The organism is Pontibacter sp. FD36 (assembly GCF_015686655.1).
Classification (GTDB): Bacteria; Bacteroidota; Bacteroidia; order Cytophagales; family Hymenobacteraceae; genus Pontibacter.
Genome location: NZ_JADPMP010000015.1, coordinates 38,354 through 54,016, shown reverse-complemented (window position 1 = coordinate 54,016; position 15,663 = coordinate 38,354). Strand labels below are relative to the sequence as shown.

Genomic DNA, 15,663 nt, shown 5'->3' with positions numbered 1-15,663 from the left:
GTAGTTATGAAAGAGGCAAAGCCCATAGGAGAGTTCTGTATCCGGTCCAAGGCACGCCACGTGGTCATTATCGGCAACGGTATCTCGGGTGTTACCTGTGCCCGCCACCTCCGCAAGCGCGACAGTTCCTCCCGCATTACCATTGTTTCCGGCGAAACCCAGCATTTCTTTTCACGCACGGCTCTGATGTACATCTACATGGGCCACATGAAGTACGAGCACACCAAGCCCTACGAAGACTGGTTCTGGGAAAAGAACCGGCTTGACTTGGTGCAGGACTGGGTGACAAGCATAGATTTTGAACAAAAAAGATTAGCATTTAATAATAGGGAACCGCTGAAGTATGATATTCTGGTGCTGGCGCTGGGCTCCAAATCCAACCTGTTTGACTGGCCGGGACAGGACTTACAAGGCGTGCAGGGCCTCTACAGCTATCAGGACCTGCAAAGCATGGAAGTGAACACCAGAGGTTGCCAGCGGGCTGTGGTCGTGGGAGGCGGCCTGATCGGTATCGAAATGGCCGAAATGCTGCGCAGCCGGGACATACCTGTCACTTTCTTGGTACGGGAGCAGGCGTTCTGGGACAATGTACTGCCGCTGGAGGAGGCGCAATTGGTGGGCCGGCACATCCGCGAGCACCACATCGACCTGCGGCTCGGAGCTGAGCTGGAGCGGATATTGGATGACGGAACAGGTAACGTGAAAGCCGTTGTGACCAAGGACGGGGAGGAAATCCCCTGCCAGTTTGTGGGTCTGACGGTGGGGGTTAGCCCGAACATTGACCTCGTGCGCAACACGCGGCTGGAGATAAGCAAGGGGATTTTGGTGGACGAGCATTTTGCCACCAATATTCCCAACGTGTTTGCCATCGGTGACTGTGTGGAGTACCGCACGCCCCCCCCGATGCGGCGCCCTGTGGAGCAGGTATGGTATACGGGCCGCATGCACGGCGAGACGCTGGCCCATAATCTGGCGCATGAGCCGGTGCCTTACAAGCCGGGGCCTTGGTTCAACTCAGCCAAGTTCCTCGATATTGAGTACCAGACCTACGGACTGGTACCCAGCAAGTGGGAGGAGCCGGTAGGGTCTTTCTACTGGGAGCACCCTGCCGGCAAAAAGTGCCTGCGCCTGCTCTTTGATAACAGTACGCGGCAGCTGCTGGGGGTGAATATCTTCGGCATGCGCCTGCGGCACGAGCTTTTTGACGAGGCGCTGCGCAGCAACACGGCGGTGGAGGAGGTGCTAGAGCAACTACACAAGGCCAATTTCGACCCGGAGTTCTATGACAGGCACTATGCGGAAATCCTTCAGAAATTCAACCAGCAGTTCGGGACGAACCTGCAGTTGCGGAGGGAAAAAAAGCAGAAGAGTCTTTGGGCTTATTTCGGCTTTTAAAATAGTAAGATGAACATAATTCAGAAAGTTGGCTTAGGCTTGTTTTTGGTATCGCTGCTGTTCTTCAACGCGCTGCTCTTTATGGGCGAGTTCAGGTTGACAGAGCAAAAGCTACGAGAGGTAACCAGCGAGCAGCACTATGAAGTGCTGCGGCAGGAGCTGCAGCCAATGCTGAACAAAAACTACGGAAGTAGCTTTTCCTTTGTCATGGATTTTGAAAGTTCCCTTGATAACTACAACCAGCGGCAAGAAGAGAGCGAGCAATGGGACCGGGTAATCTGGGACGACTATACCTTTGCCGCCACCAAAGTAGCCAGCGAGGGGCTTGTAGCGCAAAACAAACTGTTGCTATTACTGCTGACGGTAGGACTGGGCGTACTTGGTGCGCTCCTGAATATCCTTCCTAAGTATAGAGATGAACCGACGGGCATCAAGCACAATGGCGTGATGTTTTCCTCCAACAAATCGCGGGGTATCATCGGTATTACGCTGGGCGTATACCTGATCGGCATCTACGTGCTGCTGTACTGGTTTCCGGCCTACATCGTGAACTGGACACTGCTGGTAGATCCGCTTAGCCGTATACTGTCAGGCGGACCGGCCAGTCAGTGGTTCCTTTATGGCACCATCTATACCTTGGCCATACTGGTGATGGGGGTCCGGATGTTCCGCAAGTACCGGGGCAATAAATACCAGCTGCTGCGCACCTCTTCGGTCATGTTCTTTCAGTTGAGCTTCGCCTTCCTGATCCCGGAGATACTCGTGCTGCTCAACAAGCCCTGGCACGATTTCAAGAACATCTGGCCACTGGATTATACCTTTTTCTACAACTATCGCGTGGAGGGGATGTTGAGTAGTGGCAGCATCGGTATGCTTATGTTTGTGTCGGGCATTCTGCTTATCATTTTGGGCGTGCCGCTGCTGACGTACTTCTACGGCAAGCGCTGGTACTGCAGCTGGGTGTGCGGCTGCGGCGGGCTGGCCGAGACGGCCGGTGACCCCTACCGCCACCTTTCTGACAAATCGCTGAACGCTTGGCTCGTAGAGCGCTGGATGGTACACGGCGTACTGGTTTTCGCTGTGGTGATGACCGGCGTGACAATCGTCAATTACTTCTCCGGTTTCGCGCTGCTGGGGCAGTGGACGAACACGCTGCATGAGTGGTATGGCTTTCTAATCGGGGCAGCCTTTGCCGGTGTGGTAGGAGTGGGCTTTTACCCGTTGATGGGCAACCGCGTCTGGTGCCGCTTTGGCTGTCCGCTGGCCGCCTACTTAGGCATTGTGCAACGCTTCAAGTCACGTTTCCGCATTACCACCAATGGTGGCCAGTGCATATCCTGCGGCAACTGTTCCACTTACTGCGAAATGGGCATTGATGTGCGCTGGTATGCGCAACGGGGACAGAACATTGTACGCGCCTCCTGCGTGGGTTGTGGGGTTTGCGCTTCGGTTTGTCCGCGCGGGGTATTGAAGCTGGAGAATGGGCCGGAGCAGGGGCGTATCAGCGACATCCCTATCTTGACCGGAAATGAATCTATAAATGTGCTAAGTTAAATGAGCCTACTGTTGTTGCTTTCTTTAGTGGTATACGCACTGGCTATGCTGTTCATCTTGTTGTACAGTGTGGCGCAGGCACACCTGCTTTACCGTTTCCGGCTGTTTCTGAAGCGGGGGCATGGTGCCGCACCGCCAGAACCAGAGGTATGGCCGTTGGTGACAGTGCAGCTGCCCGTGTACAATGAGCGGTACGTGGTGGAGCGTTTGATTGAGGCTGTTGCTGCGCTGGATTACCCCGCTGATAAACTGCAAGTGCAGCTGCTGGATGACAGCGACGACGAGACCACGACCCTTATACAGGAGAAGATAAAACAGTACCCGCACCTGCAGCGGCAGCACATCCGCCGACCGGACCGGAGTGGCTATAAAGCAGGGGCCCTTAAGTATGGGCTTGAACAAGCTAGTGGGGAGTACGTCGCTATTTTCGATGCCGACTTCACGCCCAAGCCTTACTTTCTGAAACGGACTGTGCCTTATTTCGCTAACACAGGTATAGGCATGGTACAAACTCGCTGGACCCACCTCAACAAAGCGTACTCCCTGCTCACGCGGCTGCAGGCTTTTGCCCTGGACGCTCATTTTTACGTGGAGCAGGTAGGCCGCAACAGCTTGAGCGCTTACATCAATTTTAACGGTACTGCCGGCATATGGCGCAAAAGCACCATTTATGACGCCGGCAACTGGCAGGACGATACCCTTACCGAAGACCTGGACCTAAGCTACCGGGCGCAGATAAAAGGCTGGCAGTTCAAATACCTGCCGGAGGTGGAGTCTCCTGCGGAGCTGCCCCCGGTGATGAGTGCGCTCAAGTCGCAGCAGTTCCGCTGGACCAAGGGCGGAGCCGAGTCGGCGGTTAAGCATTTGGGCACGGTGCTTCACTCCGGAGCTTCGCTGCAGACCAAGCTCCATGCTTTTGCGCACCTGCTCAACAGCTCGGTGTTTGTGGCGGTGCTGCTGGCTTCGCTAGCCAGCCTACCCTTGCTATGGGCGAGAGTAAACAACCTGTTGCCTGCTGTTGTTTTTCATGTGGGTGCGCTGACACTATTGAGTTTCCTAGTAATCAGCTTAGTTTACTTTCAGGCAAACACACAGGCGCAAGAGGAACAGTCGAATGCCTCTTTAAGAAGGCGGGCTGCTGGTTTCCTGCTATACTTTCCCCTGTTCCTATCGGTATCGATGGGGCTGGCCTTGCACAATGCGGTAGCGGTATGGGAGGGGTGGAGCGGCCGAAAGTCTCCGTTCATCCGGACACCCAAGTTTAACCTGGAGGCAAGGCAGCACAGGTGGCAGGATAACTTCTACCTCAATCTTAAGATACCCTACACAACGTATGCAGAGGGTATATTGGGGCTGCTGTTTCTGGGTGTGGCGGTCTGGAGCGTGGTGCAGCGGGAGTACGGTCTGCTGATCTTCCACGGAATGCTGGCCTTGGGCTACCTGCTGGTTTTTTATTACTCTTTCCAATCTTACCGTAAAGTATAGATCCCATGAAACAGAAACTTCAATTTGTGTATAATGCTGAAGCGGGCTTTTTTAACAAAGTGACTGACTTCGCGCATAAAATCATCTCCCCGGATACATATGCCTGCAGCCTGTGCGCCTTAACCTATGGGAAATTCACTATCAGGCGAGAGTGGGCGGAGTATGTGAAACAGCTTCCGCTGGACGTAGAGTTCGTTTATAAAGACCAATGGAAATTCGCGCCAGTCCGGGAGGCTTATCCGCTGGTGGCGCTGCAAACCGGGGAAGACAGGATAGAAGTGCTATTGGAGGCGGAAGAACTGAATGCCATCAAGTCGTTAGAGCAGTTGATCAGCAGGCTGGATAAAGCACTGCAAAGTGCCTGTTGCTAGGCTGTTTATCTATTAAATATATTCTGATTGACTATGTTCCGCCTGCCGCAATGGCACAGCAAAATTTCCTTTTAACGAAACTGCTTCACCATGAAATACCTGCTCTATTTATTCCTGTCACTGTCTTTGGTCGCCTGCACATCCTACGGCTCCAACACGACAACGAGTACCGCCTCCCGCTCCATCGACTTTGCTGTTTTCGGAGATTACTGGTACCAAGGGGAGGCAGAGCTGAATTCGTATGATTTGGAACAATACCGTTATGGGGAAAAGCGGGAAGGGGAAGCGGTTTTGATATTCGTGACAGAGGATTTGTCGAGGAAAAAGCAGGTGAAGCTGGATAACCCACAGGTAAACGAGGAGGATGCACAGAAGGTGCTGAAACTGAACATGACCAAGAAATTCGTTACCGGCATTTACCCGTACTCCATGATGCTCTCTGTGTTTACCCCGGTATACGATAGTATTCCAGCCGTTAAAATTACGGCCAGCTCCCAAGAGTGGTGTGGTCATACCTTCACCCAGCTCAACAGGCAAGAAGGAAAGTATAACGCGCAGCTGCTTTCCTACTTCGAGAAAGAGAGTGACCAGCGCATGACCATCTATGCCATGCCAGAAGATAACCTGTGGACGTTGCTTCGACTTCATCCAAACCAAGTGCCAACCGGTGAGGTCAGGCTGATTCCGGGGCTGCTGGACCAGCGCCTAACACATGAAGAACTGAAAGCCGAGAAAGCCTTGATAACTACAGTGCAGGCGCCGGAAGGCATGGCCGGGTTTGCTGCTGAAGAGCTGCGCGTGCTGACGGTAAAGTATACGGACTACCCACGTGAGTTGCGTATTTTCTACACGGCGGCATTCCCGTTTGAGATTGCCGGCTGGGACGAAGTCCGGCTATTGGACGCAGGAGAGCGGGAAGTGAGCCGTGCAACCCGAAAGGGCAAATTGATAAGCGATTACTGGAAACAGAACAGCACCCGGTTCGAACCCTTAAGGCAGGAATTGCAGCTGTAAAGTTGCTATAGTTCACTGTACTTTCTGACAAAAATGCGGCTGCGGTCATAGCTGATCAGGCCGTGCTTTTCCAGATCGTTGAGCACGGTGGTCACGGTCTGGCGGCTGGTAGCTGAGAGCTTGGCAATGTCTTCGTGAGTGAGCCTCATTTTCACGACACGTTCTTCCGGATTGTTGATTATCTGGCGCCCATGCTCCTCGGCCAGTTCTTTCAAGAGGTAGCGCACGCGCTGCTCCGCTGTTTTGAATATCAGCCCTTCCAGCCGGGACTGTATTTTCTTTAAGCGGAAGCCTATGAACTTGGTCACCTGCAGGTTGAACTTGGGATTCATTTCCATCATGCGCTGAAAGTCAGAAATGCTAACCGAGCAGATGACAGCGTCCTCTGTGGCCTCTGCAATCTCTTCGCGCTTTACCTGCCCTGTAATGGAAAGTTCCCCAAAAATCTCCCCCGGGCCTAGTATCGCCAGTATCATTTCCTTGCCTGACTCTGAAAGGCGTGAAATCTTTACCTTTCCTTTCTTGAGCAGGAAAACGGTGTCGGAGGTGTCTTCCGGAAAATAAATCACCTGGTTGCGGGGCATGTTACGCATCACAGCCATTCTGTCCATCGCCTCCATCTCACTTTTAGACAGGATGTGCAGCATGCTGAAGTTTTCCAGGTGCCAGAGCTTCGTTTGGGCCATATCGCAATTAGTTCAGACCGTAAATTACTTTTTTTTGTCTCAAGGGCTTAGTTTGTTTTACGCAAAAGGCAGTATAAATGACTTATCCTGACTTAAGGAGAATACAAACTCTAGTTTTGTCGTGTCCACGACATTCCAGTTTGCTCCAAACGGTAACTTTTAACAGGCTACAGACTATCTATAGTTAAAGCCTGAGCTGTTAAAAGACCTTATGCCAAACTTGAGCAGCTATACCACCTAACTCATAATGCTATGAAAAATTTGAACATAAACATAAAGGACTTAGCCATGCTAGGTGACCGCCGGACTTGCGCTTTTTTAGATAAGCAGGGGAGTATAGTCTGGTATTGTCCGAAGCGTTTTGACAGTCCCTCTTTCTTTGCAAGCCTGCTTGACCCTGAAAAAGGAGGTGTTTGGCACATGGGGTTGGAGGGGCTGGCGTTTGAGAAACGAGGGTACCTGGAAGACAGTGCCGTGCTGCAGACGCACTTTCAGGGGAGCAGCGGAAAGCTGTTGCTCGAAGACTGGATGCCGCTGGAGGGTAGCTTTTATGGTATCTGCCGCAAGCTCTCTGCAGCTCCTGAATCCTACACCGTACACTTTTCCCATCGCCCGAACTATGCCCGTCAGTCCCCAGTACTGGAGCAGAAGGGAGAGCGCCACGCTATAGTGGAGTATGATTTCCACTTGTATACTTCACATCCGCTGGAGGTGGGGCAGGATACTCTCTCTTGCCAAGTGGCTGCCGGAGAAGAGGCATGGTTCATTCTCGCAGAGAAGGCCCTGGATAAGCCGGAGGAACAGCTGAAGGAGTCCAGGGAGTTGACACTGAAAAACTGGCAGGCAGTCGCGAGCCATATTACCTACAAGGGGCCATACGAAGAGCAGGTGCGAAATTCGCTCCGCCTGTTGCGTATGCTCACCTATGCCCGAAACGGAGGCATCATAGCCGCTGCCACCACCTCATTGCCTGAAGTACTCGGCGGTGGGCGAAACTACGACTACCGCTATGTGTGGCTACGTGATGCCGCCATGATTGTGAGCGCACTAGCCCGAGCCGGAAGCGATGGGGAAGAAGAACGTAAGTTTTTAAGCTTTATGTGTTCGGCCATGCACCGTATACCGGAACCTGTTGTGCCCATGCTCACCCTCGACGAACAACCAGCAGGCACTGAACAGGAACTGGATTTTATAGGCTATAGGAACAGCAGGCCTGTGCGCTATGGCAACGGCGCCAATAACCAATTGCAGCTAGACGCCAACAGCAACGTCATCATAGCCGCCAAAGTGATTTATAACCGTTACGACACGCGGGAGCACTGGGAAACCGTGGAGCAGATGGCAGATTTTTTGGTAGAGAACTGGCACAAGCCTGACCACGGCATCTGGGAAGAGACAGAGTTACATCATTATACCTCCAGCAAGGTAGTAGCTTCCATCAGTCTGAAGTATATAGCCGAGCACTCCCAGGACGAGCTGCAGAAAAAACGCTGGCTAAACGCTTCTGAAAAGATACGGCACTACGTGGAGGAAAACTGCCAGACACCAGAGGGAGCCTACGCCGTATATGCTGGAAGCGAGTCTGTAGATGTGAGCGCTGCGCTTTTTCCCATATGGGGCTTCACGGAGGCGGATACACCGCAGATGCTCAAAACCATCGAAAAGCTGGAGCGTGATTATTGCCAGAACAACCTTTACCGTCGCCACTTGGTGGAGTATGATTCTCAGAAGGAAGGCGCGTTTCTGGCAGGTACCTGTTGGGTAGCCCAATACTGGGTGATGCGGCAGAACCAGGAGAAGTTCGATGAAATCATGCAGGCGGCTCTCAGATTCATGAATGATGTGGGCATTATGCCTGAGGAGGGAGACCCTGAAACAGGAGAGTGGCTGGGCAATGTGCCACAGGCCTTTGTGCATGCCTCACTGATAGGTGCTGTCATTGATTATAAAAGTGAATTTGTAAGGGAATAAAGAAAGGTTTTTTGTCATAGCCATTCCTGTTAAGTTTCAAATTTGGTTACTTTTGAATGGCTATACCTATACCTATGAGCACAGCAACCAATACGATACAGTGGTATTTAGAGAATTTTAGCGTTTTCAGTATTTTAACTAAAGAAGACAGAGCTAAGCTAGGGAAAGTGGCTCATATGGAAACCACTCTGAAAGATCAGGAAATATACTGCAAACAAGACGTTGCGGATAGTTTTTACCTGGTGAAAGAGGGCAAAGTGAAAATCATCCAGCGCTCAGACAACGGCAAGGAAGTCATACTGGCCATTTTGGGGCCGGGGGAGATCTTCGGGGAACTGGCGATTACCGACAAGGCAACACGCGATGAAGTTGCTGTTGCAGCCGAAGATTCATTGGTGTGCATGTTTAAGGCAAGCGACTTTCTGCGGCTCATGGAGGCAAGTCCGCAACTGACGCTGCAGATAACCAAAACCATAGGCCAGCGCCTGGAGAAAGTGCAGCGGCGCCTGGAGCAACTTATGTTCAGAACAGCAGAGGAGCGGGTCAGAGACTTTCTGCGCGACCTTGCACAGGAGAGCGGGTATGCTATTGCCAATAACCCCGAGGAGATAGCAGTACCAATGCAGTTGACGCATGAAGATGTCGGTAAACTGACCGCTACCAGCAGGCAGACAGTTACAACGGTACTGAACACGTTGGAAAAGGCCGGCATATTGACCTACAACAGGCACCGTATCTACATTAAGTGCTTTAGTCTGTTGTAGTAATAGGGTAGCAGGCTATTTATCTCTATTCTAAACCCGAAATCTATCTCTTTTTTGTCCGCTCCTGGATCGGTGCAGCTTCTGACTATAGCACATCAGCTGATTCAGCAGGCGGTTTGCACGCATACTTCCCATTTGTCATCCTGACGACAATACCTTACGCACTGGTAACTTACCTTTAGAAAAGTACAGCTATAGTGAGAATGTGCTACACATAAAGTATAGCATAACGATGCTCCTTCGGTAGACTTCTCGCTGCATCGTACTTGAACAATTGTTACACCTATTCGATTACATGGAGAAGACTTATTATAGCCCTGCCGACCTGCCCAAGTTCGGGGAGATAACAGAGTTGCAGCCCGAAATGGGCCGCAAGTTCTTTAGCTACTACGCCGAGGTATTCAAGGAAGGTGCTCTGACTGAAAGAGAGAAAGCCCTGATCGCACTGGCTGTTGCCCACGCCGTGCAATGTCCCTATTGTATCGACGCTTACAGCTCCGACTGCCTGCAGAAGGGCGCGGACGAGAACCAGATGATGGAAGCTGTGCATGTGGCCGCTGCTATAAAAGGTGGTGCCGCTTTAGTGCATGGGGTGCAGATGATGAACAAGATAAAGGAACTGACCATGTAACCTATACTTAGGATGATAAAATCATTAAAAAGACAAGCGCACGAACTGGCAGATCCGCTCATGCAGCTTACTGTGCTGCAACAACCCTCCTTGCACGGGAGCCAGTTTCAGGCCTTTGCTGAGAAACTCGATGAATACGGACTTTACCCACTAACCTCCACAGGGACTACTATTTTGCAAATTAACGTTGGCAAAATGTGTAACCAGACCTGCAAGCATTGCCACGTAGACGCCGGGCCCGATCGGAAAGAGATCATGACGCGCGAGACGATGCAGCTTTGCCTGGATGCTATAAAGCAGTCGCCGAATATTGGAACTGTAGACCTGACAGGCGGTGCCCCTGAGATGAACCCGGACTTTCGGTGGTTCGTGGAGGAGCTCTCGAAGCTGGGGCGACAGGTAATTGTACGTTGCAACCTCACCATTATACTTGCCAATAAAAAGTATTACGACCTGCCGGAATTTTTTAAGGAGCATGGAGTGCACGTTATTTCTTCGTTACCATACTTCCAGGCATCCCGTACCGATGCACAGCGCGGCGATGGTGTGTTCGAGAAATCAATAAAAGCGTTGCAGATGCTCAATGAGGTTGGCTATGGAAAGGAGGGCACAGGCTTGCAACTCGACCTGGTCTACAACCCATCCGGTGCTTTTCTGCCTGGAGGTCAGAAGTCCCTTGAGGCGGAGTTCAAACGTCGGCTTAAGAGTGGGTACGATATAGACTTTAACAGCCTTTTCTGTATCACTAACCTTCCTGTGAGCCGCTACCTCGATTACCTGATACAAAGCGGCAACTATGACAGCTACATGCAGAAACTGATAGACGCTTTTAATCCGGTAGCTGCCGCTGGCGTGATGTGCCGGAACACCATTTCCGTAGGCTGGGACGGCTACCTCTACGACTGCGATTTTAACCAGATGCTGGAACTGAAAGTGGAGGATGGCATGCCCCGCCACATCCGCGAGTTTGATGATGCGGCGCTGGACAAGCGACACATTGTACTCAACCAACACTGCTACGGCTGCACGGCAGGTGCAGGTTCCAGCTGTGGCGGGGAGACCGTGAAATAAGTGTAATTCTGTAATAGTTAGTAATGCTCATACTTCTTTTTATAGCCGCCTGTTTCTTAGCCTACAGCAACGGGGCCAATGATAATTTTAAGGGAGTAGCCACGCTGTTTGGCAGTGGCACCACCAACTATAAAAGTGCCATTACCTGGGCTACAGTTACGACTTTCGCGGGATCAGTAGCAGCCATCTTTCTGGCAGGTGTGCTGGTAAAGAATTTCTCCGGTAAGGGACTGGTGCCCGATACCTTGTTGCAGGGGCCTGAGTTCGCTATTTCGGTTGCGCTGGGTGCTGCACTAGCTGTATTTATCGCTACAAAGATAGGTATGCCTATCTCTACTACACATGGTTTGGTAGGCGCTTTATTTGGATCTGGCGTAGTTGCCATAGGTACAGACTTCAATTTCGCTAAGCTTGGCAGTACGTTTCTTGTTCCGCTGCTGGTGAGTCCGCTGATGGCGGCTGTCTTAAGCCTTCTGTTATACTTTGTCTTTAACAGGCTACGCAGCAGGCTGGGTTTTACAAAGGAAACCTGCGTATGTGTGGGAAAGGAATATGTGCCTGTTAGCGCTCTGGCTGCAAACGGAAGTACCTTGCAAACCATAGCCGTTTTACAGCCCGCTTCCCTGAAAATAGACAAGCAGCAGCATTGCCAGCAAGTGTACCAGGGGCAGTTTTTGGGTATAGGTATGCAAAGGGTGCTGGACAGCGCCCATTTCCTGAGTGCCGGCGTTGTGAGTTTTGCCCGCGGCCTGAACGACACACCAAAGATAGCGGGATTGCTGCTGGTGGCGCAGGCGCTTAAGCTGGAATGGGGGATAGGTGCTATCGCTGTAGCAATTGCGCTGGGCGGCCTGCTGAATGCACGAAGAGTTGCGCTGACCATGAGCAAAAAGATCACCAGCATGAATCACGGGCAAGGCTTTACAGCCAATTTGATCACTGGCCTTTTAGTGACTACAGCAAGTATACACGGTATGCCGGTTTCCACCACGCATGTCTCGGTAGGCTCTATTTTTGGGATAGGCACTATAACCGGTAAGGCGAACTACAGAGTGGTATCTAACATCTTACTGTCCTGGCTTCTGACCTTGCCGGTGGCGGCAGTTTGCGCCGGGGTTATTTACTGGCTGATAAATCTTGCATAGTATAGCTCCAAACTTTTAGCAGAGGGAAGAGTTTTAAATCAACCTGTTTAAATAATATAAACACATAGACATAGATGAGTAACTATTTAGAAGCAGCAAAACTGGTGTACGAAGAAGCTGCCAATACCCCACAAAAAGGGCTTTGCTGCACCACTACGCCGGTTTGGCAATTGCCGGAGCTTACCGTTCCGTCTAAAATGCTGGAGATGAACTATGGTTGCGGCTCCACGGTAAACCCGCGGGACCTGAGCAACAACCCGACCGTGCTGTATGTGGGCGTTGGGGGCGGCATGGAGCTGTTGCAGTTCTCCTACTTCTGCCGCAGGCCCGGTGCCGTGGTTGGCGTTGACCCGGTGCAAAGGATGCTGGAAGTCTGCGAAGAGAACCTGCATGAAGCCGAAAGGCAAAATAGCTGGTTTCAGAAAGACTTTATTGAATTGCGAAACGGGGATGCATTAGCGCTTCCTGTTGCAAGTGAGAGCATAGACGTTGCCGCGCAGAATTGCCTGTTCAATATTTTCAAAGAGGAGGAACTGGAACTGGCTCTGGCAGAGATGTACCGGGTGCTGAAGCCGCACGGCAGGCTGGTGTTATCAGATCCTACTAGTGAGGATTTCATGAGCGAAAGCCTGCGGAATGATGACCGGCTGCGTGCCCTGTGCCTGAGCGGTGCATTGCCTTTGCAGCAGTACATCGATATGATCACCAGGGTAGGATTCGGGACGGTAGAAGTGCGTGCCAGAAGACCTTACCGCGTGCTGGCCCCGGAACAGTATGACACCGACAAGCTGGTCTTTATAGAAAGTGTGGAGATCTGCGCCATCAAAGATCCCATGCCGGCCGACGGTCCATGTGTGTTCACAGGCAAGCACGCTATCTACTTTGGAGCAGAAGAATACTTTGACGATGGTAAGGGCCATACGCTGCTGCAGAACCAGCCGCTTGCCGTTTGCGATAAGACAGCCAGGGCCTTAGACAACCTGAACAGAAATGACATTTACATCACCGATTCTACCTGGTACTACGACGGCGGTGGTTGTTGCTGATAACAAGCATGTGACTGACACTCGTAGATTAAACTGAATAAACAATATAAAACTATGAAAATGAATGCTATTGATAAGGTACGTGCTGATAAGAGTGAGCGTACAGAGCACCGTCGTGACATAGCCGCCTTAGCTGCGGCAGGACTGGCTGACTTCAGCCTTATTTCTCTGCTGCAGATGGGATATTTTAAGAAGCTTCCTGATATACCCGGAGAAGCGTTTGACACTGTTAAAGTGAACACGTCGAATGATGCAATTATTTTGGGTATGCCGGATGGCGTGATCAGTTTGGGGGCTTACGCGGCCACGATGTTTCTGGCAATGGCAGGTTCCCGTTTCAAAAAGCGCTCACGCCTGCTTGACCTGGCTTTGGGTGGCATTGTGCTAGGGCAGGCAGTAGGCGCAGCGCAGTATTTGTATAAGATGGCCTTTGTGCAGAAGAAAGTATGTATTTATTGCGTTGCTGGTGCCGCTATCAATTTTGCCTCGCTTAAACCTGCTTATAACCTGATAAAGGAAAACTATTCCTGAGTTTAAAAGAAACCATAGCTGGTATAATGTTTCTAAAGGAGCCGTTTGTAAAATAGGACGGCTCCTTTAGTTTTAGTAAACACTCCAGTCTTTTTTTTAGCATCTTGTGATAAGAAACTGCTTAGTAACCTGAGCTATACTGCCTTGAAGATAACATCCGCAAAGCAGCCTTGATTGTCCTGAAAAACTATCTCCATTATAAAGCCACTTGCTTCTGCCATAGCCTGGATCTGTGGCAGCGTATACTTATAAGAACTCTCGGTATGAATGGCTTCCCAGGCACTGAAATGAAATGATTTCCCAGTTGCCTGAATGAACACATTCTGCTCCTGCTTACTTACCAGGTAACTTCGCATCACACCTTCCTGCGGGTTGTAAATTGGATAGTGGAAAAAGCCATTTACATCAAAATCGCCCCCAAGCTCCCTGTTGATGCGGTGCAGCAGGTTCAGGTTAAAAGCCGCAGTTACTCCTGCGGAATCATTGTAAGCACTTAGTATCTTATCCGGGTCCTTTCGAAGGTCAATACCCAGTAACAGGCTATCTCCCGGCTCCAGATGCGACCTTACCTTACTAAGGAAGTCCAGACTTTCTTCGTGCTCAAAGTTGCCGATGTTTGACCCCAGGAACAGGATAACTTTTCGGCCAGTCTTATTGTGCTGGAGCCAACCCAGCGAATCATCGTAATCGCCAACTATAGCCTGATGGTTGAGCTCCGGCATTTCCTTTTCCAGGCTGCTGCTCAACTGCTGCATAGCGTCTTCCGAGATGTCTACCGGTAGATAGTCAAACAAGATTTGACGTTCCTGAAGCTCCTTTAAAAGAATCTTTGTTTTCAGGGCATCACCGGCACCCAGGTCTATTAGGTGGAAGAAGCCCTTTTTTGCCAGATGGGCAGTGATAGCGGCTTTGTTATCTGTAAGCACCTCATACTCGCATCGGGTGGGGTAATACTCCGGCAGCTCCATGATCTGCTGGAAGAGCGCACTGCCAGGCCCGTCGTAGAAGTAACGGGATGAAAGTTTTTTAGGTGGCTGACTTAAACCAGCCGCCACATGATGGGCGAAGCTTTCCAGGTCCTTATTGCCGTTTTCCTTGCGGGTCAGGTTGATCAGGGGATCCAATGTTGTTGTTTTTAAATCCATATGATACTCTTTTGAATTGTGATGCCATATGATTTTACAGCATCGGTAAGGGTTTGCCGGTTATCTATATTCCGGGTTCGGGTGATCGAAGCGGCACCCCGCTTCCCATAGCGAGCGTTGGTTGCCGTGCACTGGTATTCCCTTATTTTCTTTTAAGATGCGCGCCAGGTGCATCAGGTTCCAGGCCATAAAGGTGGTGTTGCGCTGGGTAAAATCGTTGTTGAGCCCTATGCCATCATCTCCGTAGGAGGGGCCAGGACCTGCTTCGCCAATCCAGCCGGCATCTGCCTGGGGCGGTATTACGCAACCCAAATGCTGCATGGAATACAGAATATTCATGGAGCAATGCTTTATGCCATCTTCGTTGCCTGTAATGATGCAGCCCGCCACTTTTCCGTAATAAATGTACTGGCCCTGCTCGTTTAACTGGCCCGACTGCCCGTAAAGCCGCTCTATCACTTTGGTGCACTCTGAGGATTTATCACCTAACCAGATTGGAGAGCCAATTACCAGAATATCCGCCTCCTGCACTTTTTTCCATAACTCTGGCCATTGATCTTCCTCCCAACCGTATGCCTTCATATCAGGATACACCCCTGGGGCAATCTTGTAGTCTACCGGGCGCACAACTTCAGTGCTAACCCCATTTTTTTCCATAACAGCTACAGCAACATCTATCAGCGTTCTGGTATGTGACTTTTCAGGAGACCTTTTCAGGGTGCAGTTCAGGAACAAGGCCTTTAGGTTGCTAAAGTCCCATTGGCTGGTGGGGCATTCTTTGTCTTGATGTGTCATGAAAGATATAATTAATGATAGAAGTTGCGGAAACGATTGCGAGCGTTCAGCATTTGTTT

At 50.9% G+C, this 15,663-nt stretch carries 15 protein-coding genes; 12 read left to right on the top strand and 3 right to left on the bottom strand.

Features of this window, described 5'->3' with window-relative positions:
• Window positions 1–6: 6 nt before the first annotated feature.
• From I0P70_RS19740 to I0P70_RS19720, 5 genes are all read left to right on the top strand, one after another.
• Complete coding sequence (locus I0P70_RS19740; protein WP_196120865.1) at window positions 7–1,395, top strand: NAD(P)/FAD-dependent oxidoreductase; 1,389 nt, start codon at window positions 7–9, stop codon at window positions 1,393–1,395.
• 9 nt (window positions 1,396–1,404) lie between these two features.
• Window positions 1,405–2,949 carry a 4Fe-4S binding protein gene (locus tag I0P70_RS19735; RefSeq protein WP_196120864.1) on the top strand — a complete coding sequence of 515 codons (1,545 nt, stop codon included), beginning with the start codon at window positions 1,405–1,407 and terminating at the stop codon, window positions 2,947–2,949.
• Window positions 2,950–4,434 carry a cellulose synthase family protein gene (locus tag I0P70_RS19730; RefSeq protein WP_196120863.1) on the top strand — a complete coding sequence of 495 codons (1,485 nt, stop codon included), beginning with the start codon at window positions 2,950–2,952 and terminating at the stop codon, window positions 4,432–4,434.
• A 5-nt stretch (window positions 4,435–4,439) separates the two neighbouring features.
• A complete protein-coding gene (locus I0P70_RS19725) occupies window positions 4,440–4,805 on the top strand; it encodes a GTPase (protein ID WP_196120862.1) in 366 nt (121 codons plus the stop codon).
• A gap of 90 nt (window positions 4,806–4,895) precedes the next feature.
• Entirely contained in the window at window positions 4,896–5,819 is a 924-nt protein-coding gene (locus I0P70_RS19720) for a hypothetical protein (protein ID WP_196120861.1), read from the top strand.
• A 5-nt stretch (window positions 5,820–5,824) separates the two neighbouring features.
• Here I0P70_RS19720 and I0P70_RS19715 read toward each other — a convergent pair whose 3' ends face one another.
• Window positions 5,825–6,505: a Crp/Fnr family transcriptional regulator gene (locus I0P70_RS19715; RefSeq protein WP_196120860.1), complete on the bottom strand. Its 681-nt coding sequence runs from the start codon at window positions 6,503–6,505 to the stop codon at window positions 5,825–5,827.
• Between the two features lie 252 nt (window positions 6,506–6,757).
• Between I0P70_RS19715 and I0P70_RS19710 the strand changes: the two genes are divergently transcribed.
• The 7 genes from I0P70_RS19710 to I0P70_RS19680 all read left to right on the top strand — a co-directional run bounded on the left by I0P70_RS19710 (window position 6,758) and on the right by I0P70_RS19680 (window position 13,664).
• Window positions 6,758–8,476, top strand: coding sequence for a glycoside hydrolase family 15 protein (locus tag I0P70_RS19710; protein ID WP_196120859.1), 1,719 nt, complete (start codon window positions 6,758–6,760; stop codon window positions 8,474–8,476).
• 176 nt (window positions 8,477–8,652) lie between these two features.
• Window positions 8,653–9,240 (top strand): Crp/Fnr family transcriptional regulator, encoded by a 588-nt coding sequence (locus tag I0P70_RS19705; RefSeq protein ID WP_196120858.1) that lies wholly within the window; start codon window positions 8,653–8,655, stop codon window positions 9,238–9,240.
• A 295-nt stretch (window positions 9,241–9,535) separates the two neighbouring features.
• Window positions 9,536–9,871, top strand: coding sequence for an arsenosugar biosynthesis-associated peroxidase-like protein (locus I0P70_RS19700; RefSeq protein ID WP_196120857.1), 336 nt, complete (start codon window positions 9,536–9,538; stop codon window positions 9,869–9,871).
• A 15-nt stretch (window positions 9,872–9,886) separates the two neighbouring features.
• A complete protein-coding gene (arsS, locus tag I0P70_RS19695) occupies window positions 9,887–10,942 on the top strand; it encodes an arsenosugar biosynthesis radical SAM (seleno)protein ArsS (protein ID WP_196120913.1) in 1,056 nt (351 codons plus the stop codon).
• A gap of 23 nt (window positions 10,943–10,965) precedes the next feature.
• A complete protein-coding gene (locus I0P70_RS19690; RefSeq protein WP_196120856.1) occupies window positions 10,966–12,087 on the top strand; it encodes an inorganic phosphate transporter in 1,122 nt (373 codons plus the stop codon).
• Window positions 12,088–12,161: 74 nt separating this feature from the next.
• Window positions 12,162–13,133, top strand: coding sequence for an arsenosugar biosynthesis arsenite methyltransferase ArsM (gene arsM / locus I0P70_RS19685; RefSeq protein ID WP_196120855.1), 972 nt, complete (start codon window positions 12,162–12,164; stop codon window positions 13,131–13,133).
• A 54-nt stretch (window positions 13,134–13,187) separates the two neighbouring features.
• Window positions 13,188–13,664: a vitamin K epoxide reductase family protein gene (locus I0P70_RS19680; protein WP_196120854.1), complete on the top strand. Its 477-nt coding sequence runs from the start codon at window positions 13,188–13,190 to the stop codon at window positions 13,662–13,664.
• A gap of 134 nt (window positions 13,665–13,798) precedes the next feature.
• Here I0P70_RS19680 and egtD read toward each other — a convergent pair whose 3' ends face one another.
• The gene (gene egtD / locus I0P70_RS19675; protein WP_196120853.1) at window positions 13,799–14,809 is read right to left on the bottom strand and encodes an L-histidine N(alpha)-methyltransferase; all 1,011 of its coding nucleotides are present in this window, start codon (window positions 14,807–14,809) and stop codon (window positions 13,799–13,801) included.
• Window positions 14,810–14,869: 60 nt separating this feature from the next.
• Window positions 14,870–15,604, bottom strand: coding sequence for a flavodoxin family protein (locus tag I0P70_RS19670; protein ID WP_196120852.1), 735 nt, complete (start codon window positions 15,602–15,604; stop codon window positions 14,870–14,872).
• Window positions 15,605–15,663: the final 59 nt, after the last annotated feature.